21 protein-coding genes are annotated in these 19,641 nt (G+C 73.3%); 14 read left to right on the top strand and 7 right to left on the bottom strand.

Annotated elements, in window-relative coordinates:
• The first annotated feature begins 302 nt into the window (after positions 1-302).
• A complete protein-coding gene (locus tag CW362_RS11760; RefSeq protein WP_006123601.1) occupies positions 303-524 on the top strand; it encodes a helix-turn-helix domain-containing protein in 222 nt (73 codons plus the stop codon).
• Positions 525-669: 145 nt separating this feature from the next.
• Positions 670-1,461, top strand: a complete 792-nt coding sequence (locus tag CW362_RS11755) for an enoyl-CoA hydratase/isomerase family protein (protein WP_103549345.1) — start codon at positions 670-672, stop codon at positions 1,459-1,461.
• 239 nt (positions 1,462-1,700) lie between these two features.
• On the opposite strand, the gene CW362_RS11750 is transcribed toward CW362_RS11755, so the two are convergent.
• Positions 1,701-2,687: a nucleopolyhedrovirus P10 family protein gene (locus CW362_RS11750; protein ID WP_103549344.1), complete on the bottom strand. Its 987-nt coding sequence runs from the start codon at positions 2,685-2,687 to the stop codon at positions 1,701-1,703.
• 87 nt (positions 2,688-2,774) lie between these two features.
• Here CW362_RS11750 and CW362_RS11745 point away from each other — a divergent pair, with 87 nt between their 5' ends.
• The 5 genes from CW362_RS11745 to amaP all read left to right on the top strand — a co-directional run bounded on the left by CW362_RS11745 (position 2,775) and on the right by amaP (position 5,227).
• Positions 2,775-3,260, top strand: a complete 486-nt coding sequence (locus CW362_RS11745) for an Asp23/Gls24 family envelope stress response protein (RefSeq protein ID WP_103549343.1) — start codon at positions 2,775-2,777, stop codon at positions 3,258-3,260.
• An 85-nt stretch (positions 3,261-3,345) separates the two neighbouring features.
• A complete protein-coding gene (locus CW362_RS11740) occupies positions 3,346-3,531 on the top strand; it encodes a hypothetical protein (RefSeq protein ID WP_103549342.1) in 186 nt (61 codons plus the stop codon).
• 3 nt (positions 3,532-3,534) lie between these two features.
• A complete protein-coding gene (locus CW362_RS11735; RefSeq protein WP_103549341.1) occupies positions 3,535-3,957 on the top strand; it encodes an Asp23/Gls24 family envelope stress response protein in 423 nt (140 codons plus the stop codon).
• Positions 3,954-4,643, top strand: coding sequence for a DUF6286 domain-containing protein (locus tag CW362_RS11730; protein WP_103549340.1), 690 nt, complete (start codon positions 3,954-3,956; stop codon positions 4,641-4,643). The genes CW362_RS11735 and CW362_RS11730 overlap by 4 nt, the downstream gene beginning before the upstream one ends.
• 5 nt (positions 4,644-4,648) lie before the next feature.
• On the top strand, positions 4,649-5,227 hold the full coding sequence (amaP, locus tag CW362_RS11725) for an alkaline shock response membrane anchor protein AmaP (RefSeq protein WP_162684046.1): 579 nt from the start codon (positions 4,649-4,651) through the stop codon (positions 5,225-5,227).
• A 101-nt stretch (positions 5,228-5,328) separates the two neighbouring features.
• Here the strand turns inward: amaP and CW362_RS11720 are convergent, their stop codons facing one another.
• From CW362_RS11720 to CW362_RS11695, 6 genes are all read right to left on the bottom strand, one after another.
• Positions 5,329-6,084, bottom strand: coding sequence for an SDR family oxidoreductase (locus CW362_RS11720; protein ID WP_103549338.1), 756 nt, complete (start codon positions 6,082-6,084; stop codon positions 5,329-5,331).
• Positions 6,085-6,098: 14 nt separating this feature from the next.
• Entirely contained in the window at positions 6,099-7,916 is a 1,818-nt protein-coding gene (locus tag CW362_RS11715; RefSeq protein WP_103549337.1) for a glycoside hydrolase family 15 protein, read from the bottom strand.
• A gap of 19 nt (positions 7,917-7,935) precedes the next feature.
• A complete protein-coding gene (locus CW362_RS11710) occupies positions 7,936-9,237 on the bottom strand; it encodes an RNA-guided endonuclease InsQ/TnpB family protein (protein WP_103549408.1) in 1,302 nt (433 codons plus the stop codon).
• A gap of 412 nt (positions 9,238-9,649) precedes the next feature.
• Entirely contained in the window at positions 9,650-10,441 is a 792-nt protein-coding gene (locus CW362_RS11705; RefSeq protein WP_103549336.1) for an SURF1 family cytochrome oxidase biogenesis protein, read from the bottom strand.
• Between the two features lie 85 nt (positions 10,442-10,526).
• The gene (locus tag CW362_RS11700; RefSeq protein ID WP_103549335.1) at positions 10,527-10,760 is read right to left on the bottom strand and encodes a hypothetical protein; all 234 of its coding nucleotides are present in this window, start codon (positions 10,758-10,760) and stop codon (positions 10,527-10,529) included.
• 78 nt (positions 10,761-10,838) lie between these two features.
• On the bottom strand, positions 10,839-11,837 hold the full coding sequence (locus tag CW362_RS11695; RefSeq protein WP_103549334.1) for a DEDDh family exonuclease: 999 nt from the start codon (positions 11,835-11,837) through the stop codon (positions 10,839-10,841).
• 332 nt (positions 11,838-12,169) lie between these two features.
• Between CW362_RS11695 and CW362_RS11690 the strand changes: the two genes are divergently transcribed.
• The 7 genes from CW362_RS11690 to CW362_RS11660 all read left to right on the top strand — a co-directional run bounded on the left by CW362_RS11690 (position 12,170) and on the right by CW362_RS11660 (position 19,448).
• Positions 12,170-12,967 (top strand): acetoacetate decarboxylase family protein, encoded by a 798-nt coding sequence (locus CW362_RS11690; RefSeq protein WP_103549333.1) that lies wholly within the window; start codon positions 12,170-12,172, stop codon positions 12,965-12,967.
• Complete coding sequence (locus tag CW362_RS11685; RefSeq protein WP_103549332.1) at positions 12,967-13,851, top strand: SDR family NAD(P)-dependent oxidoreductase; 885 nt, start codon at positions 12,967-12,969, stop codon at positions 13,849-13,851. The genes CW362_RS11690 and CW362_RS11685 overlap by 1 nt, the downstream gene beginning before the upstream one ends.
• Before the next feature lie 9 nt (positions 13,852-13,860).
• Positions 13,861-15,144: an amidohydrolase family protein gene (locus tag CW362_RS11680; protein ID WP_103549331.1), complete on the top strand. Its 1,284-nt coding sequence runs from the start codon at positions 13,861-13,863 to the stop codon at positions 15,142-15,144.
• A complete protein-coding gene (locus tag CW362_RS11675) occupies positions 15,141-16,409 on the top strand; it encodes an amidohydrolase family protein (RefSeq protein ID WP_240657754.1) in 1,269 nt (422 codons plus the stop codon). The genes CW362_RS11680 and CW362_RS11675 overlap by 4 nt, the downstream gene beginning before the upstream one ends.
• A 420-nt stretch (positions 16,410-16,829) precedes the next feature.
• Positions 16,830-17,696, top strand: a complete 867-nt coding sequence (locus CW362_RS11670; RefSeq protein ID WP_103549330.1) for a sterol desaturase family protein — start codon at positions 16,830-16,832, stop codon at positions 17,694-17,696.
• On the top strand, positions 17,693-18,364 hold the full coding sequence (locus CW362_RS11665) for a lysoplasmalogenase (RefSeq protein ID WP_103549329.1): 672 nt from the start codon (positions 17,693-17,695) through the stop codon (positions 18,362-18,364). Before CW362_RS11670 ends, CW362_RS11665 begins: the two co-directional genes overlap by 4 nt.
• 40 nt (positions 18,365-18,404) lie before the next feature.
• Complete coding sequence (locus tag CW362_RS11660) at positions 18,405-19,448, top strand: zinc-dependent alcohol dehydrogenase family protein (RefSeq protein WP_103549328.1); 1,044 nt, start codon at positions 18,405-18,407, stop codon at positions 19,446-19,448.
• The last annotated feature ends 193 nt before the right edge of the window (positions 19,449-19,641 follow it).

Genomic DNA, 19,641 nt, shown 5'->3' with positions numbered 1-19,641 from the left:
CGGCCGATCCGTGATCCATCATCTGTGTGAGATCTCCTCGTACCGGGGTGTGTCGTACATCGATTTCACGGCCGAGTCCTTTGTTCGCAAGGGCTCGGCCGTTCTGCGTCGCTGACCAGGTACTTCGCGGAGAAACCCGTTCGGCTGTACGAGCCGCACTACCCGGAATTGTTGATTCCGTTCGTGGGGACGGGCTCCTGTCGTCAAAACCTTGTCTTACGGACCTTGCCGAATGGGTGGCCATGGCGCCCGAAAGGGGTGATCATGAGAGTCCAGAGCGCACTTCCCATGAGGAGGACCGGGTGGCCGAGACTCTGAAGAAGGGCAGCCGGGTTACCGGCGCCGCGCGCGACAAGCTCGCGGCAGACCTGAAGAAGAAGTACGACTCCGGTGCGAGTATCCGAGCGCTGGCCGAAGAGACCGGCCGCTCGTATGGCTTCGTGCACCGGATGCTCAGCGAGTCGGGCGTCACGCTCCGAGGGCGTGGCGGTGCGACGCGGGGCAAGAAGGCCGCCTCGGCCTGAGGCCGGGCGTCCCCATCGGCTTCGGTGGTGACCACCCGGTCGGTCGGGTGACCGGCCGGGTGGTTACTGTGCAGTCACTTAGGTGCGTTCCCCGTGTCCTCGCGGGGCGCGCGTCTGATCCGACCGCACCCATCGGAGGCACCCCATGGCTTCGCTCGACCCGGTACTCGACAAGGACGGCGTACGGCTCACCGTCGACGGCGCGACCGCCACGGTGACGCTGACCAATCCGGCCAAGCGCAATGCCCAGAGTCCTGCTCTCTGGCGGGCCTTGACGCAGGCCGGGAGGTCACTGCCGGGCTCCGTCCGGGTGGTCGTCCTGCGCGCCGAGGGCCAGTCCTTCTCCGCGGGGCTCGACCGGCAGGCGTTCACGCCCGAGGGCTTCGACGGGGAACCGTCGTTCATCGACCTCGCGCGCGGCTCCGACGCCGACCTCGACGCGACCATCGCCGAGTACCAGGAGGCGTTCACCTGGTGGCGGCGCAGCGACATCGTGTCCATCGCCGCCGTCCAGGGGCATGCCATCGGTGCGGGGTTCCAGCTCGCGCTCGCCTGTGACCTTCGCGTCGTCGCCGACGACGTGCAGTTCGCCATGCGCGAGACCAGCCTCGGCCTGGTGCCCGACCTCACGGGGACGCACCCGCTGGTCGGCCTCGTGGGGTACGCCCGTGCGCTCGAGATCTGCGCCACGGGCCGCTTCGTCCTGGCCGAGGAGGCCGAGCGCACCGGGCTCGCCAACCTCGCCGTGCCCGGTGAGCAGCTCGACGCGGCGGTCGGCGACCTGGCCGCGGCGCTGCTGGCCGCTCCGCGGGACGCCGTGATCGAGACGAAGGCCCTGCTGCGCGGGGCCCAGGAGCGGTCGTACGAGGAGCAGCGTTCCGCCGAGCGGGCGTCCCAGGCGCGCAGGCTCCGCGACCTCGCGGGCGTGGGCGAGTAGCCCTCCGGGCGCGCACCGGCCTCTCCGCCCTGTCCTCCGCGAGGCGGAACGCCCGGTGACGCCGGGCGCCCCCGCCACGCGGAGGCCGGGGCTCCCAGGAACCGGGTGCCCCGGCTCGCGGGGTCGTGCCTCCGGCGGCGGGTGTTCCGTCGTGCGCGCGGGTCACGCCTTCCGGGGGCGGTCGCCCCGGCTCGGGGTGGTCGCGTCCCCGGAGGGTGGCCGCTCCCGGCCCGCGGTGGTCACGGTCGCCGGGACGGGGTGCCCGGGGTCACGGAGGTCACCAGGACCGCCACCGACGGGGTGTCCCGCGCGGTCTCGGTGATCGCGCTCCTGACCGCCCGCGCCACGTCCACCGTCCGCTCGTCCCCGGAGACCTCCAGCTCGACGCGGATGTGGCGGCGCGGCAGGGCCGGGTCCGTGGCGGGCGTGCTCTCGACGCGGACCGGTCTGCCCAGGATGTCCGTGAGACGGGTGACGCCCGGGACGGCCAGGGCCGCCGCCGCGATCCGGGTCCCCTCGGGATCCCTCGGCACGGGCGCCGTCGGCACGCCGTCGTCCGGCCCGTCGGCGGCCGGGACCGCCGCGGGCTCCGTCCCCGCGCCGTCGGCCGGGGCGGGGGCCGGTGTCCCCCGGGCGCCGGTGGCCCGTGCGTCTGCCCGGCCCTCCCGCGCACCGTCGGCCGGTACCGCGGTCCGCGTCCCCCGTACGCCGTCGGCCGGCGGGACGGCCCGCGCCTCGCGTACGCCGGCGGCAGGGACCGCGGCGGGCGCCCCTCGTTCCACGCCCGCCGGGTGCGCCGCGGGTGCCCCGTCCTCCTCCAGCAGGTCCGTCACCCGCAGGTCCACCTCCACGACGTCGAGGCCCAGGAGCCGTGTCGCGGCGGACACCACGGCCAGGCGCAGCCGGGCCGCGACGGACGGGAGCGGCTCGGCGCCCGGGGACGTGGGGTCCACCGAGACCCGGAACTCCGCGCTGACACGCAGCGGACCGGGCGGCACCGCACCGGGCGGGGGCGGCACGGCCGGAGTACCGGCCCGGTCCGGGTCGGCGAGCGCGATCCGCAAGGTGCCGAGCCGCACCCCCTCCACGGCCGCCGTCTCCCGCCGCAGCACCGCCCCGGCCGCCTCCTCCGTGATCCACGCGCCGTCGAGCGCGAGCCCCAGCGGCAGGAGCCTGCCGAGCCCGAGCTGATGCCGTACCCCTTGCGTCCACCGGTCCGCCGTCATTGCTCCAGCGTGCCCCATCCGCGGCGCGAGACCGCGCGACCCGACCTACTGTGAGCAGAGGAGGACGACCGAAAGGGATGTACGGCGATGACCGACATGAGCGAGCGGGACCGGACGGACAGCCCCGACACCGAGAAGGAGTCCCAGCAGACCCGTAAGCCCGTCAGACGCGGCGGCGGAGATCCCGCCACCCGGGGCCGGACCACGATCGCCGACGGAGTCGTGGAGAAGATCGCCGGGCTCGCCGCCCGCGACGTGTTCGGTGTCCACACGATGGGCAGTGGACTGAGCCGCACCTTCGGAGCGGTGCGCGACCGGGTGCCGGGCGGTTCCGACAAGTCCGTGACGCGGGGTGTGAAGGCCGAGGTCGGAGAGCTCCAGACGGCGCTCGACCTGGAGATCGTCGTCAACTACGGCGTGTCGATCTCCGACGTGGCGCATGCCGTGCGCGAGAACGTCATCACCGCCGTCGAGCGCATGACGGGGCTCGAAGTGGTGGAAGTCAACATCGCGGTGAGTGACGTGAAGCTTCCCGAGGAAGAGGAAGAGGAGCCGGAGTCGCGGCTCCAGTGACCCCCTGACCGTCGGGACGCCCCGGGACGCACCGGCCACCGCACCATGAGTGATCACACGGCCCCCGACCGCTGAGGAGCGCACCATGAGTTTGGCCGTGATCGGCATGATCGCCGGAATGGCGCTGGCCTTCGCCGGGTATTTCGGCGGCTTCGGCGCCTTCCTCCTGGTGGCCGCCCTGGGGGCCGTCGGGTTCGTCGTCGGACGGCTCCTGGAGGGGGACCTGGACGTCGGCGACTTCTTCCGCGCCCGAAACGAACGGCGGCGGTGACGCGTGCCAGGCCATGTCGACCGGCTCGGTGAGACCGGACCGGAGCTCGCGAGGGTCCCGCCCCCCGAGCGGGGAGCCACCCGGATCGCCGACCGCGTCGTCGCGAAGATCGCCTCGCGCGCGGCGCGCGAGGCACTGCCCCCGCCGCCCGCCGACGCCGTGCCCCCGCACGCGACGGTGGTCGTGCGGCGGCAGGCCTCGGGCTCCGGGGGGACGGGCGGCACCCCGACGCACAGCGCCCGGGTCCGGGTCAGTCTCGAACTCGGCTACCCCACCGACATCGGTGCCCGGTGCGGCGAGGTGCGTCGTCATGTCGCCGAGCGGGTAGAGGCGTTGGCGGGGATGGAAGTGCCCGAGGTGGCCGTCCAGGTGGAGCGGCTGCACCTGACGCACGGGCCCGGCGTGGCACGGGGGAGGACGCGATGAGCGAGTCCCAGGGCTCCGAGGACACCCGGAAGACGCCCCTGCTGGAGAAGCGGGGCGGCGGGGGCGACGCGGGCGCCCTCGGGCAGTCCGCCTCCGCCGCCGCCTACGAACCGCTGGACACCGCCGCCGACGACGAGTACGGCCGGCAGGGCCGGTTCTGGTCGGCGCGCCGCGTCCCGGCGGGCATCCTCGCGTTCCTGCTCGTCGTCGCGGCGGGCGCCTTCCTGTACGACGTCGTGGCCGTGCGCGCCGGACGGTCCGCGCTGCGCTGGCGGACCTGGCTGGCCGAGCAGCTCGCCGAACGGCCGCTCGACGACACGGCGGTCCTCGCCGGTGCCGCGGCCGCCGCCGTGGTGGGGCTCTGGCTGATCGTCCTCGCGGCCACACCGGGACTGCGGGACGTGCTGCCGATGCGGCGCACCCACGCCGACGTCCGGGCCGGACTGCACCGGGACGCCGCCGCGCTGGCGCTCCGCGACCGGGCCATGGAGGTCGCCGGTGTGCGGTCGGTCCGCGTACGCGTGAAGCGCCGCAAGGTCGACGTCCGCGCGGTGGCGCACTTCCGGGAACTCGACGACGTGCGCGCCGACCTCGACACCACGCTCGCCGACGGCATCAAGGGGCTGGGACTGGTCCGCTCGCCCGCCCTGTCGGTGCGTGTCGCGCGCCCCGGACGAAAGGGGTGAGGTCCGTGCCGCGGATCGTCAACCGCGTACTGATCGGCTTCATCGGGCTCGTGCTGCTCGTCCTCGGCGGCTCCGTGCTCGCCGTCGGACTCGGTGTCCGGCCGCCGTCGTGGTGGATCCACGACGGGCGGCACGACGTGCTGCTCAGCACCGCCGAACGGACCAGGTGGCGGGACCAGGGCTGGTGGTGGCCCGTCGTCATCGCCGGGCTCGCGGTGCTCCTGCTGCTCGCCCTGTGGTGGCTGGTCGCCGTCGTGCGGCGCCGACGGCTGGCCGAGGTGTTCGTCGACACCGGCGACGGGGCGGGTGCGCTGCTGCGCGGACGGGCCCTGGAGGGCGTGCTGGCCGCCGAGTCGTCCCGCCTCGGCGGCGTCGACCGCGCGACCGTCCGGCTGACCGGTCGGCGCGGCCTGCCCGAGGCGCGGGTACGGCTCCTGCTGGAACCGCACGTGGACCCCGGGCACGCGCTGCGTCTGCTGACCGTGGAGGCGCTGGCGCACGCACGGGACTCGGCCGGCCTCGCCGCGCTCCCGGCGGAGGTACGGCTGCGCGGGGTCAAGCACCGCGCGGAACGCGTGACCTGAGCGGGGCCTCCGGCACACGGACGGGCGAACAGGCCGCCACGTGACGAGCGGGCCGGGCCGTCTCGATGCCGGGCTCCGCGGCGTCCGGCGGCCGCGTGGTCCTAGAACCCGCCCCGCATCCCGCCGTCCACCGGGAGCATGATGCCCGTCAGGTACGACGCGGCGGGGGAGAGCAGGAACGCGGCCGTGCGGCCGAACTCCTCCGGGGTGCCGTAGCGGCGCAGCGGGATGCGGGCCTCGTTGGCCGCGCGGGTGGCCTCGGGGTCGGCGGACAGACCGTCCAGCTGGCGGACGCGGTCCGTGTCGATGCGGGACGGCAGCAGCCCGACGACACGGATGCCGCGCGGGCCCAGCTCGTTCGCGAGGGACTTGGCGAAACCCGCGAGGCCCGGACGCAGACCGTTGGAGATGGTGAGTCCGGGGATCGGCTCGTGCACCGAGCCGGAGAGCACGAAGCCGATGACCCCGCCCTCGCCGAGCTCCTCGGCGGCCGCGCGGGCCAGCCGCACCGCACCGAGGAAGACCGACTCGAACGCCACCATCCACTGTTCGTCGGTGTTGTCCGCGGCGAACCCGGGCGGCGGCCCGCCGACGCTGATCAGGATGCCGTCGAAGCCGCCGAAGTGCTTCCGGGCGCCGGCGATCAGCCGGGCCGGGGTCTCGGCGGCGCCGTTGTCGGCCGCGACCCCCACGGCGTTCGGGCCGAGCGCGGAGGCGGCGCCGGACGCGGTCTCCTCGTCGCGTCCGGTGACGACCACCTTCGCGCCGTCGGCGACGAGTTCGCGCGCGGCGGCGTTGCCCAGGCCCCGGGTGGCCCCCGTGACGACGTACACACGATCCTTCAGTCCAAGATCCATGGCCCCATCCTCCCCTATCCCGGGGGCACGGCCCCGTCCGCTTCCTCCGCCTCGTCGACGCCGAACAGGCTGAGCGCGGACACCACCAGGCCGATGTGGCTGAAGGCCTGCGGGAAGTTGCCGAGCTGGCGGCCCGCGACCGGGTCGTACTCCTCGGACAGCAGTCCCAGGTCGTTGGTGAGGCCGACCAGCCGCTCGAACAGCGTGCGCGCCTCCTGCGTACGGCCCGTCAGATGCAGTGCGTCCGCGAGCCAGAACGAGCAGACGACGAAGACGCCCTCGTCGCCCGGGAGCCCGTCGACGTCGGTCGTCGTCGTGGTGTTGTAGCGGCGCACCAGGAAACCGTCGGGGGCGAGTTCGGCGCGGACCGCGTCGACCGTCCCGACCACCCGCGGATCGTCGGGGGGCAGGAAACCCACGCGCGGGATGAGCAGCAGGGAGGCGTCCAGCTCGGTCGAGCCGTAGGACTGCGTGAAGGTGTTCCGGACGGGGTCGAAGCCGCGCTCGCACACCTCCCGGTGCACCTCGTCGCGCATCGCCCGCCAGCCCTCGATGTCGCCGTCGAGCGTCGGGTCGTCCTCCAGCGTGCGTACGGCGCGGTCGGCGGCCACCCAGGCCATCACCTTGGAGTACACGAAGTGCCGGCGCGGGCCGCGCACCTCCCAGATCCCCTCGTCCGGCTGCCTCCAGGCCACCCGGAGGAACTCCATCATGGCGCACTCCACCCGCCACATGTGGGGCCGGGACGGCAGGCCCGAGCGCCGGGCGAGCGACAGCGAGTCGATGACCTCGCCGTACACGTCGAGCTGCAACTGCTCGACCGCGCTGTTGCCGACCCGGACGGGCGCGGAGCCGGCGTAGCCGGACAGCCAGGGGATCTCGTACTCCGACAGCCGGCGTTCCCCCGAGAGGCCGTACATGATCTGCAGGGCCGCCGGGTCGCCCGCGACCGCGCGCAGCAGCCAGTCGCGCCAGGCCTCGGCCTCCTCGTGGTAGCCGGCCGACAGGAGCGCGCCGAGGGTGAGGGTGGAGTCGCGCAGCCAGCAGTAGCGGTAGTCCCAGTTGCGGACGCCGCCGAGCTCCTCGGGCAGCGAGGTGGTGGGGGCGGCCACGATGCCGCCGGTCGGCGCGTAGGTGAGGGCCTTGAGGGTGATCAGGGAGCGGACGACGGCGTCCCGGTGCGGCCCGTCGTAACGGCAGCGCGCCGCCCACGCCCTCCAGTCCTGGACGCTGGTCTCCAGCGCCTCGAAGGGATCGCTCAGGGGCGGCCGGGGCCGGTGCGAGGGGTGCCAGGTCAGGACGAAGGCGACCTTCTCGCCCGCTTCCACGGTGAACTCGGAGTGGGTGCGGAAGTCCTCGCCCCAGGTGCGCACCGGCGGCTCGCTGCGCAGCCACACCGAGTCGGGACCGGCGACGGCGACCCGGTGGCCGTCCGAGCGGCGCATCCACGGCACGACCGAGCCGTAGTCGAACCGCAGCCGCAGCAGGCCGCGCATCCGGACCCGGCCGCCGAGACCTTCGACGATGCGTACGACGTCGGGGGCGTGCTCGCGCTGCGGCATCAGGTCGGTCACCCGGACCGAGCCCTCGGCGGTGTCCCACTCGGTGTCGAGCACCAGGGTGTCCGGGCGGTAGGCGCGCCGGGTGCACAGCTCCGCCCCCTCGGGCGCGATCCGCCAGTGACCGTTGTCCTCGTCGCCCAGCAGGGCCGCGAAGCAGGCCGCGGAGTCGAAGCGGGGCAGGCACAGCCAGTCGACGGAGCCGTCGCGGCCCACCAGAGCGGCGGTCTGCTCGTCCCCGATGAGCGCGTAGTCCTCGATGCGTCGGTGCACGTTGACATCCTCCCTGCTCTTAAAAGAGGGGGATTCCAGCCCTTACGGGTTGGGGTTCACGGGTGTTCGAGCGGCTGGTGGCCGTTGTCACCCCTCCGGCACCGGCTGTTCGCCGGGGGCGGGGGATCCCGCCCTGTCCTGCCGCGACATTGACTGCTGCGTTGGTGTCGGCGTTGCAGGTGAAGCCGCAGGAGGAGCAGCAGAACTCGGCTTGGCTCTTGCGCGAGTTCTTGTCGATCCAACCGCAGGCGCTGCAGCGCAGACTGGTATAGGGAGCGGGGACGTCCTCGACCCGACCCGGGGCTTTGTGCCCGGTGCGTTGCCGGAGCAGGCCCCAGCCCTGGGCGAGGATCGCCCGGTTCAGCCCGGCCTTCTGCCTGACATTCCTGCCGGGCTGTTCGGCCGTTCCCTTCGCGGAGGCGGTCATGGTCTTGATGTTCAGCTTCTCGAATCGCGCCACGTCGTAGTTGCGGGCGAGCATGGTGCTGGTCTTCTCGCACCAGTCCTTGCGCCGGTCCGCCTCACGGGCCTTGATACGGGCGGCCTTGGCGTACTCGGCGGCCTTGCGCTCACTGCCTTTGGGGGCGCGGGCGGCGCGGCGCTGGTGCTTGCGGACCTGCGTGCGTTCCCTGACGGTGAGCCGGGGACAGTTCAGTTTCCGGCCGTCGGAGAGGGCGGCAGTGACGGCCACGCCCCGGTCGATGCCGATGACCTCACCCGTGCCGGGCCCCTCGACCGGGGCGGGGACGACGGCGAACGCGATGTGCCACCGGCCGTTGCGCAAGGTGACACGGAACGTCTTCGCCTGCGGCAGCCGGGAGCCCTTGCCGCTGCGGCTGAGCCGGAACCGGACCCAGCCACAGCCGGGCACCTTCACCCGCGCCCACCGCCGGTTGAGCCTCTGCACCACCACGGACCGGCCCATGACCTGCTTTCCGGTCTTCGCGTTGAGCCTCGGTGAGCCGTCCGCCTCGAACTCCGGGACGCGGTCGGTGCCGATGACCCGGAAGCCCTCGTGCACGTGCTTCCTGCGCCAGGTCGGCTCACCGAACCCGGAGGTGAAGCGGGCGTTCTTCGCCGTGGCAAAGTCCTTCAGCGCCTGCTGCTGCACATCCGCGTTTCCGGCGCCCAGCCATGCGTTGTCGCGCCGGGCCTCGGTGAGCTGACGGCACTGCTCGGCAAAACCGGGCGCCGCCCTACGGCCCCGGTACCAGTGCGCGTGCTGCTCGACGGCCAGATTCCAGACGTACCGGGCGTGCGCACAGTGTTCGAGCATGACGCCCGCCTGCTCGCCCGTCGGGTACATCCGAAACCGTGCCATGACCATGAACCTAGCCCGCACGTTCCCTGACCGCCCACATCATCGACCGACACCACTCGTGCGAGTGACCACTCCCGGCCACCAGCCAGTCGGCCACCGTCAAGCGATCACCGTCGACTCCGAGCTGCCACACCTGCTCGAGGTCCGCCTCACCGCCGTCTCGCCCGAGAAGCCGCACCTCCCTGGTGGCGATTCCACTTCCCCCGACCCGCTCCGCAGGAGGCGGGCATTCACCCCGGCCCCGAAGGACCGGGCACCCTGCCCGAAAACAAGGTGGACGGGTCCCCGACCGGGGCGGACGTCAATCGAGCCGCCGGAGTGGCGCGGACGCCCATGACGTGGCGGTACGGGCGCGGGGAAAGGCAGAGGCAGGGGCGGGGGAGGAAGGACAGAGCGCGGCTTCGCCCCTTCGCTACACCCCCGCCGGCTCCGCCTCCGGGGAGGTCTCCGTGGCGGCGGCCTCCGCCCGGTCGCGGCGCTCGCGCCGGGCCAGGACCACCCAGCCGACGGGGACGCCCGCGGAGAAGAGCCACCACTGGATCGCGTACGCCATGTGCGGGCCGATGTCGCTGTGCTCGGGGTCCGGGATCAGCTCGGGGGAGTCGCCCCGGGGCGCCGGGGCGGTCTGCTCGACGTAGCCGCCGAGGACCTCCTCGCCGAGCCGCCGTGCCTCCTGCCCGCTGCTGATCAGCATGACCTGGCGGTCGGGCAGGCCCCGGACGTTCTTGATGCCGCTGTCGGCGGTGGTCTGGTCGGCCATCAGCCGGCCGGTGACGGTGATCTCGCCCCGGGCGGGGGCCGGGATCTTCGGGAAGGCGGTCTGCGCCCCGTCCGCCGGGACCCAGCCCCGGTTGACCATGAGGACCCGGCCGTCGTCCAGGACGAACGGGGTCAGGACGTGGTAGCCGATCGCGCCGTCGGCGTTGGTGCGGCGGCGGACGACCTCCTCGCGCGCGGTGTCGAAGTGCCCCTTCGCGCTCACCCGGCGGAACAGGTCGTCGTCCCGGACCTGCCGCCCCGGCGCGGTGACCGTCTCCACGGGCACCGGCTTCGCGGCGAGCGAGTCGGAGATCACCTTGTTCAGGGCGACCTTGTGCTCGTGCCGGTGGAGCTGCCAGAAGCCCAGCTCGATCATCGTCGGGATGAGCGCGAGGGCCACGAGGGTGAGGATCACCCACTGCCGGGACAACAGGAAGCGGTACACCCCATTGACGGTACTCGGCACGATTCGGCCCCCGACGGGAGGGTCCCGCCGAGGGCCGTGCGGTGTCCTGCCCGGAGGCCGGGACTCAGACCCTGTCGACGATCCCCGCCCTCCCCTCCGCGCGGGCGCAGTGCGCGCCGCAGTACCAGTGGCCCTCGACCTCGACACCCTGGCCGATGACCTGGACACGACAGTGCTCGCAGATCGGGGCCATCCGGTGGATCGCGCAGGAGAAGCAGTCGAAGACGTGCACGGCGCCCTGCGCGTGCACCTCGAAGGTCATTCCGTAGTCATTGCCGCATACTTCGCATCTCGCCATGCGCCACAGGGTGGGGTGCCGGGGCGGTGCGGGCGAGCGGGCGCGGGGCGAGTCGCCCGTCAATCACCCGTACGTCCGTCACCCTTCCGATGCGGGTTCGACGTCCCGCAGCAACTGGCCGAACGCGGCCTCGTCGATCACCGGTGTCCCGAACTGCCTGGCCTTGACCACCTTCGACGTGCTGGAGTCCGGGTCGTTGGTCACCAGCAGGCTGGTGAGCCGGGACAGGCTCGTCGCGACGTGCAGACCGGCCTCGACGGCCCGGTCCTCCAGCAGTTCGCGATCGACCGACGTGTCGCCGGAGAACGCGACCCGCATGCCCTGCTTGAGCGGTTTGTCCGCCGTGTACCGTCCGGGGTTCGGATAGGGGCACGCGGGGCGCTTGCGGGAGGGGCGCCAGCTCCCCGACGGGTAGCCACCGGACGCGGGGCCGCCGGACTGCCGTCCGCCCCGCGGAGCCGCGGCGCTGTCGGACCACTCCTTGAGCGGCAGGCATTCGAGGAGCGGCAGCCGCACCCCGCCCCGCGCGGCGGCCCACAGGCTCGGCCGGAACGCCTCGGCCAGCACGCGCGCGTCGTCCAGCGCGTGGTGCGCCCGCTGCTGCACGACACCGAAGTGCGCGGCGAGCGACTCCAGCTTGTGGTTGGGCAGCGGCAGGCCCAGCTCCTTGGAGAGCGCGATGGTGCACAGGCGCCGGCGCACCGGCGCCTCGCGCCCGGCGCGCGCGTACTCCCGCGCGATCATCGACCAGTCGAAGACCGCGTTGTGCGCGACCAGCACCCGGCCGTCGAGCCGGGCGGCGAACTCCTCGGCGACCTCCCCGAAGAGCGGCGCCCCCTCGAGCACCTCGCTGGTCAGACCGTGGATCCACACCGGGCCCGGGTCCCGCTCCGGATTGACCATCGTGTACCAGTGGTCCTCGACCTCGCCGCGCGCGTCCAGCCGGTAGACGGCGGCGGAGATTATCCGGTCGTCGCGGGCCAGTCCTGTGGTCTCCACGTCGACGACCGCGTATCCCTGCGGATACGCGGCCGGCCAGGAGGCAGGGGGCGCTGCGGTCGTGAGGTCTTCGAGCATGGTCAATGAGGATACGGGCCCCGACCGACATTCCGGTCCCCGCCTTCGCCGTCCGGGGCCCTCCCGGATCCCGCCCGCACGGGCTCCGCGTCCGGATCCCGCGAGCCCGCCGCCGACGCGTCCGGCCCGCCGCCGGGTCCCTCACCGTCCGGACCGCGTCAGCCGTCCGGACCGCGTCCGCCGTCCGGACCGGGCGGCGGACGGTCCCCTCCGGCGCCGGTCCGGGGCGGTCCGGGGCGGTCCGGGGCGCGCACGGCTATGGACCTTTCACCCGTGCGGTGCAAGCGTGCTGCGCGCCCCAGCAGGTAGCGCCTACGAAGGGCGGTACGGACATGGCACGAGTGAGGTACGGCGCGCGGACCGAGGCGGAGACCGCCGCCGCGCGCACCGCGAGCTCCAAGCTCCCCGACATCTGGTCCACCGGTGTGGTGGCCGTCTGGGAGAGCGACCCGGACGCGGTCGCGGCGGTCCTGCCGCCCCCGCTGAAACCCGTCGCCCGGCCCCTGGTGCGGGTCACCGTCAGCAAGGTGGATCTTCCCGGATACCCGCTGGGCGCGGGCTCGTTCGCCGTCGCCGCCGCGCACGGGGACGTCGAGGGCTGGTACCCGCTGGTCATGCCGATGACCCATGAGCGGGCCCTCGTCGGCGGCCGCGAGGTCTTCGGGGAGCCCAAGAAGCTCGGCGAGGTGACCGTCGAACGCGACGGGCTCGTCGTGCGCGGCGTGCTCGCCCGGCACGGCATCGCCTTCGTCGAGGTGCGCGGCGCGGTGAGCGGGCCGCTGCCGCTGCCGGAACCCGGACAGAGGACCGACTTCTACTTCAAGTTCCTCCCCGCGGTGGACGGTTCGGGGTTCGACGCCGATCCGGTCCTCGTGCACTGCCTGCGCGAGGAGAAGGTCCGCAGGCTGGAGCGGGTCACCGGGGACGTCGTCCTGCGCGAGTCGATGTACGACCCGGTCGCCGATCTGCCCGTACGCAGACTGGTGGGGATCACCTTCGGCGAGAAGACCTCCGCCCAGCGGGGCAGGGTCGCCGAACGCGTCAGCGCGCAGGCACTGCTGCCGTACATCCACCAGCGCTACGACGATCCGCTGCAGATCCTCGACGGTCCGCCCGAGGGGAGCGTCTGATGGAACTGCGCGCGGGGCAGGTCGCCGTCGTCACCGGCGCGGCGAGCGGCATCGGGCTCGCGATGGCCCGCCGGTTCGCGGCGGACGGCCTGACGGTGGTCCTCGCCGACGTGGAGGAGGCCGCGCTGGAGAAGGCGGCCGGGGAGCTGCGCGAGGACGGTGCCGACGTCCACGCGCGCGTGGTGGACGTCTCGGAGCGCTCCGAGGTCCTCGCGCTGGCCGAGGACGTGTACGCCACCTGCGGCGCGGTGCACGTCCTGTGCAACAACGCCGGTGTCGGCTCCGGCGCCGAGGGCCGGATGTGGGAGCACGACCCGAACGACTGGAAGTGGGCCTTCGCCGTCAACGTGTGGGGCGTCTTCCACGGAGTCCAGGCGTTCGTGCCCCGGATGCTCGCCGGCGGTGAGCCGGGCCACGTCGTCAACACCTCGTCCGGCGACGGCGGGATCGCCCCGCTGCCCACCGCCTCCGTGTACGCCGTCACCAAGGCGGCCGTGGTGACGCTGACCGAGTCGCTGTACGCGCACCTGAAGGCGGAGCACGCGCGCGTGGGCGCCTCCGTGCTGTTCCCCGGGCCGCACATGCTCCGCACGGGCCTGTGGGAGTCGCACCGCAACCGGCCCGAGCGGTACGCGAAGGAGCGGCCCCGCAGGACCCCGTACCGCAGCCTCGCCCAGTGGGAGGCCGCGATGAACGAGGCGGGCCACGAGGTGCGGTTCACCCCCGTCGAGGAGGTCGCCGACCTCGTCGCCGAGGGGATCCGCGCGGGCCGCTTCTGGCTGCTGCCCGAGAGCGAGCACAGCGACCGGCAGATCCGGGCCCGGTCGCGGTCGATGCTCGAGCGGGCCGATCCGTCGTACCTGGAAAGTTTCATCCTCGACTGAGGGGGCGCGGTGACCGAACAGGACCCGTATCTGATCATCTCCTCCGACTGCCACGCCGGGCTTCCCACCGAGGAGTACCGGCCCTATCTGGACGCCCGGTTCCACCGGGAGTTCGACGAGTTCCTCGCGGGCCAGGGCCGGCGCCGCGAGGAGATGAACCGCCTCGGCATCCGCAACGAGGCGTTCGCGGACAAGTGGTTCCAGGACAACGAGGAGGGCCTGCGCGGCGGCTGGGACACCGCGCAGCGCCTCAAGGAACTGGACGGCGACGGGGTGGCGGCCGAGGTCGTCTTCCCCGACGCGGACGCCGTGGACAGCCGCACCGCGGCCCCGTTCGGCGTGGGCCTCGGCCTCTCCGGCGACCAGGACCCGCAGCTCGGCATGGCGGGCGCGCGGGCCCACAACCGCTGGCTCGCCGACTTCGTCTCCGAGCACCCCGAACGGCACTGCGGGGTCGCCCTGCTGCCCGTCACCGGGGAGACCGGCGAGGTCGTCGCCGAGGTCCACCGCGCCAAGGAGTCGGGCCTCGGCGCGCTGATGATCCCCTCCATGTGGGTCGACAAGGAGCCCTACCACGACCGTCGCTACGACCCCGTGTGGGCGGCGGCCGCCGAGTGCGCGATGCCCGTCCTCACCCACTCCGGCGCGGCCCCGCGCCAGGAATACGGCGACCACCTGGGCATCTACGTCTCCGAGGTGACCTGGTGGCCCGCGCGGCCGCTGTGGTTCCTGCTCTGGTCGGGGGTCTTCGAGCGGCACCCCGGACTCCGGTTCGGCGTCGCGGAGTCGGGCTGCTGGTGGCTGCCCAACCTGCTGTGGTTCATGGACCGGCTCTACCTCGGCGCGCACGGCGGTAAGAAGCTGTCGCCCTTCGCGGAGCTGAAGCGGCCCCCGCACGAGTACCTGGACCGGCAGGTGTTCGTCTGCGCCACCAACACCAAGCGCCGTGAACTCGCCCAGCGTTATGAGATCGGCGTCGACAACATCCTCTGGGGCAGCGACTTCCCGCACCCCGAGGGCACCTGGCCCGACACCCGGACGTGGCTGGCGAGGACCTTCCACGACATCCCGGTCGCCGAGACCCGCCGCATGCTCGGTCTCGCGGCGGCCGAGGTGTTCGGCTTCGACGTCGGCGCGCTCGCCCCGGTCGCTCGGAGGATCGGACCCACCCCGGCCGAACTGGGCCAGGACGAGGACCAGTCGGCGGTCGAGGCGTCCTGGGCGCGCTCGCGCGAGGTGGGCCGCCACTGGCTGACGGACCACGACTTCCCCGTGCTGGGGGTGAGCCCGTGACCGCCGGGCACCGCGTGGGTGCCGAGGACGGCACGGGTGCCGAGGAGCGCTACACCGTCATCTCCGCCGACTGCCACGCGGGCGCCGACCTCCTCGACTACAAGCCCTACCTGGAGCGCCGGTACCACGACGACTTCGACGCCTGGGCGGCCGGCTACGTCAACCCGTACGAGGACCTGCTCGCCGACACCGCCGACCGGAACTGGAACTCCGCGCGGCGTCTCGCGGAGCTGGAGGCGGACGGCATCGTCGCGGAGGTGCTCTTCCCGAACACCATCCCGCCGTTCTTCCCGTCGGCCTCCCTCATGGCACCGGCCCCGACGGCGGCGGAGTTCGAGCGCCGCTGGGCGGGGCTGCGGGCCCACAACCGCTGGCTCGCCGACTTCTGCGCGGCGGCGCCCGGCCGGCGCGCGGGTGTCTTCCAGATCCTCCTGAACGACGTCGACGCGGCGGTCGAGGAGATCCACCGGTCGACGGACGCCGGACTCAAGGGCGGGCTGCTGCTGCCCGGCACACCCCCCGGTTCGGGCCTGCCCGAGCTGTACTCACGGGCGTACGACCCGATCTGGGCGGCCTGCGCCGAACTGGGCGTCCCGGTGAACCACCACGCGGGCTCCGCCTCGCCGCCGCTCGGGGACGAACCGGCGGCCCGCGCGGTCTTCATGGTGGAGACGACCTGGTTCTCGCACCGGGCGCTGTGGCACCTCGTGTTCGGCGGCGCGTTCCGCCGGCACCCCGGTCTGAGGCTGGTGCTCACCGAGCAGGGCTCGGGCTGGATCCCCGGGGTGCTCGACATGCTGGACTACTACCACGGTCGGCTGGTCGCGGCGGCGGGCAGGGCGTCGACGGCCGAGTCGAAGTTCGGCGCCGGGCTGGCCGCGGCGATGGGCGACCGCCCCTCCGAGGTCTGGCGCGAGAACTGCTTCGTCGGGGCCAGTTTCATGCGCCCCCACGAGGTGCCGCTGCGCGACCGCATCGGCCTCGACAAGATCATGTGGGGCAGCGACTACCCGCACGACGAAGGCACCCACCCCTACACCCGCGAGGGGCTGCGCTTCGCCTACGCGGGCCTGCCGCGCGAGGAGGTCGCCGCCATGACCGGCGGCAACGCGGCCCGTGTCTACGGCTTCGACCTCGCGTACCTCGACGAGATCGCCGCCAAGACCGGTCCCACGGTGGCCGAGATCGCCGAACCGCTGGACACCCCGCCCGCCGACGCGACGAGCCCGGTGTTCGCGAGAGGAGGCTCGGTGCGCGTGTGGTGAACCCGGGGTCCCCGCGGGAGCGGCGGCCCCCGGGCCGGTGCGCCCGCGGCGGCACCCCGGGCGCGATCCTCCCCGGGCGACGGGACCGACGCACGGCGAGGCCCGCGGCGACACCCTCGGCTCGCGGCTGAACCGGCCGCGGGCCGCCGTCCTGGGCGCCGACGACGCCATCGTCCCCACCGGGGCCTCGTCGTCGGCGCGGCCGGCGCCTCCGTGGAACTCGGCGCCGGGGCCCTGCCCCGGGGCGGTGGGCGGGTGAGCGTACGGCGGGGCGGGTGACGGTACGGACGGCGGGCGCTCCTGCGGCCGGACGCGCGGCGCTTCTCGGCGGAGGACGGCGGGAAGCAGGTGCGTACCCCCGGTAATACTCATGGGTGACAGCCTCTGTACGCGGCCGACCAGCGCATCTACGGTTCACCCATGCCGAACCTGCCCGACGTCGTGCTCTGGTCGATACCCGCCTTCGTCCTCCTCGCCGTGATCGAGATGGTGAGCGTCCGCGTCCATCCGGACGACGACGCCGCCGGGTACGAGACGAAGGACGCCGCGACGAGCCTCGGCATGGGGCTCGGCAGCCTGTTCTTCGACGCCCTGTGGAAGGTCCCGATCGTCGCGGTCTACTCGGCGGTCTACGAACTGACCCCGCTGCGGGTGCCGGTCCTGTGGTGGACGATCCCGGCGATGCTGCTCGCCCAGGACTTCTTCTACTACTGGTCCCACCGCGGCCACCACGTGATCCGCCTCCTGTGGGCCTGTCACGTCGTGCACCACTCCAGCAGGAAGTTCAACCTCACCACCGCGCTGCGCCAGCCCTGGACGGGCCTGACGTCGTGGCCCTTCTACCTCCCGATGATCGCCGTCGGGGTGCACCCGGCCGCGCTCGCGTTCTGCTCGTCGGTGAGCCTCGTCTACCAGTTCTGGATCCACACCGAGCGCATCGACAAGATGCCCCGCTGGTTCGAGTTCGCCCTCAACACCCCCTCCCACCACCGCGTCCACCACGCCTCCCAGGGCGGCTACCTGGACCGCAACTTCGGCGGCATCCTCATCGTCTGGGACCGGCTCTTCGGATCGTTCGTCGCGGAGACCGAACGGCCCGTCTACGGGCTCACCAAGAACATCTCCACGTACAACCCGCTGCGCGTGGCCACCCACGAGTACACCTCCATCGCCAGGGACCTGCGGGCGGCGGCGAACTGGCGCGAGCGCGCCGGACGGCTCCTCGGCGGGCCCGGCTGGCAGCCCGCGCCGCCGGTCGCGGTCCCGGCCACGGAGACCGCCGCGTGAACCCGCGTGCCGCGCGCGTCCTGCTCGTCTGTTTCGCCCTGACGGCGGCCGTCGACCTCCTCTCGCTGCTCGCCGGAGCCGATTCCGCGCACCGGATCGCCAAGGCGCTCCTGATGCCGCTCCTGGCGGCCCACGCCGGTGTGCGCGGAGCGCCCCGGCTGCTCCTGGCGGCCCTGCTCCTCGGCTGGTGCGGCGACCTGGCGCTGCTCTCCGACGCCGACCCCGCCTTCCTCGCCGGCATGGCCTCCTTCGCCGCGGGGCACGTGTGCTACCTCGTCCTCTTCCGCCGGACGGCACGCGCGCGGGACGCACGGCTCGTCCTCGCGTACGCCACGGCCCTCGCCGTCCTCGTCGTCCTGCTGTGGCCCGGCCTGCCGGCCGGCCTGCGCGTCCCCGTCGCCGGTTACAGCCTGCTGCTGACCGCGATGGCGTACGGGGCCACGCGCCTCGGGCCCGTCGCGGCGCTCGGCGGCATTCTCTTCATGCTCTCGGACACACTGATCGCCACCGGCGTCGCCGACTGGCCGCAGCTTCCGAAGGCGGCCTTCTGGATCATGCTCACGTACATCGCGGCCCAGTTCCTGCTGGTCCGAGGCGTGCTCGGCCCCCTCGCCGCGCGACGCGCGACCGTGACGGCGTACGGTGAGGTGCGCTCGACCACCCCCTGAGCGCACCTCACCCACGCTCCGCACGAGAAGGATCCTCGCCATGCGCGCCACCACCATCCACGCCCCGTACGACATGCGTGTGGAGGAGGTGCCGGAGCCCATGGTGCAGTTGCCCACCGACGCGATCGTGCGGGTGCTGCGGTCCTGCATCTGCGGCAGCGACCTGTGGGCGTACCGCGGCGAGGCGGCCCGGCAGCCGGGCCAGCGGATCGGGCACGAGTTCCTCGGCGTCGTCGAGGAGACGGGCGCCGCGGTGACCGGCGTCCGGCGCGGCGACCTGGTCGTGGCGCCCTTCATGTGGTCCGACGGCGTCTGCGAGTACTGCCGGGACGGGCTCACCACGTCGTGCGTGCACGGCGGCTTCTGGGGCTCCGTCGGCTACGACGGCGGCCAGGGCGAGGCCGTGCGCGTCCCCTTCGCCGACGGCACCCTCGTGCGGCTGCCCAAGGAGGCGGCCTCCGACGACCACCTGCTGTCCGCCCTGCTGACGCTCTCCGACGTCCTCGGCACCGGCCACCACGCGGCCCTCGGCGCCGGTGTCCGCAAGGGCTCGACCGTGGCCGTCGTGGGCGACGGGGCCGTCGGGCTGTGCGCCGTCCTCGCGGCCAAGCGGCTCGGCGCGGAGCGGATCATCGCGCTCGGCCGCCACCAGGTCCGCACCGACATCGCGCGCCGCTTCGGCGCCACGGACGTCGTCGCCGAGCGCGGCGAGGCGGCCGTCGAGGCCGTCCGCGAGCTCACCGGCGGTCAGGGCGCCCACTGCGTCGTTGAGGCGGTCGGCACCGAGCAGTCCATGAGCACGGCGGTCAACATCACCCGCGACGGCGGCGCCATCGGCTTCGTCGGAGTGCCCCACGGCAGCGGTACGGGCCTCGACCTGGGCGTCATGTTCGACCGGAACATCGCCCTGCGCGGCGGGGTCGCCCCGGTGCGCGCGTACATCCCCGAGCTGCTGCCCGACGTCCTGGACGGCACCATCGACCCGTCCCCGGTCTTCGACATGACCGTCGGCCTGGACGGCGTGCCCGAGGGCTACAAGGCGATGGACGAGCGCACCGCGCTGAAGGTCCTCGTCACCGGCTGACACCGGACCGGCCGGACGGCACCCACGGGGACGGCGGCTCCCGTCGTCCGGCCGACGGGGACGCCGTGAGCGGTGCCGGCACCGCGCCGACCGCACCCGGCACCACCGCTCCCGTGACGGCCGTGCGATGCCCCGCGGTCCCTGGGGGCCGGAACCGCGGGGCCGCCCGGCGCCCGGCCCTCGCGCGCGGGAG

It is taken from the genome of Streptomyces populi, assembly GCF_002911015.1.
In the GTDB taxonomy this organism is placed as follows: Bacteria; Actinomycetota; Actinomycetes; order Streptomycetales; family Streptomycetaceae; genus Streptomyces; species Streptomyces populi.
This window is presented reverse-complemented; position numbering and strand designations above follow the sequence as displayed.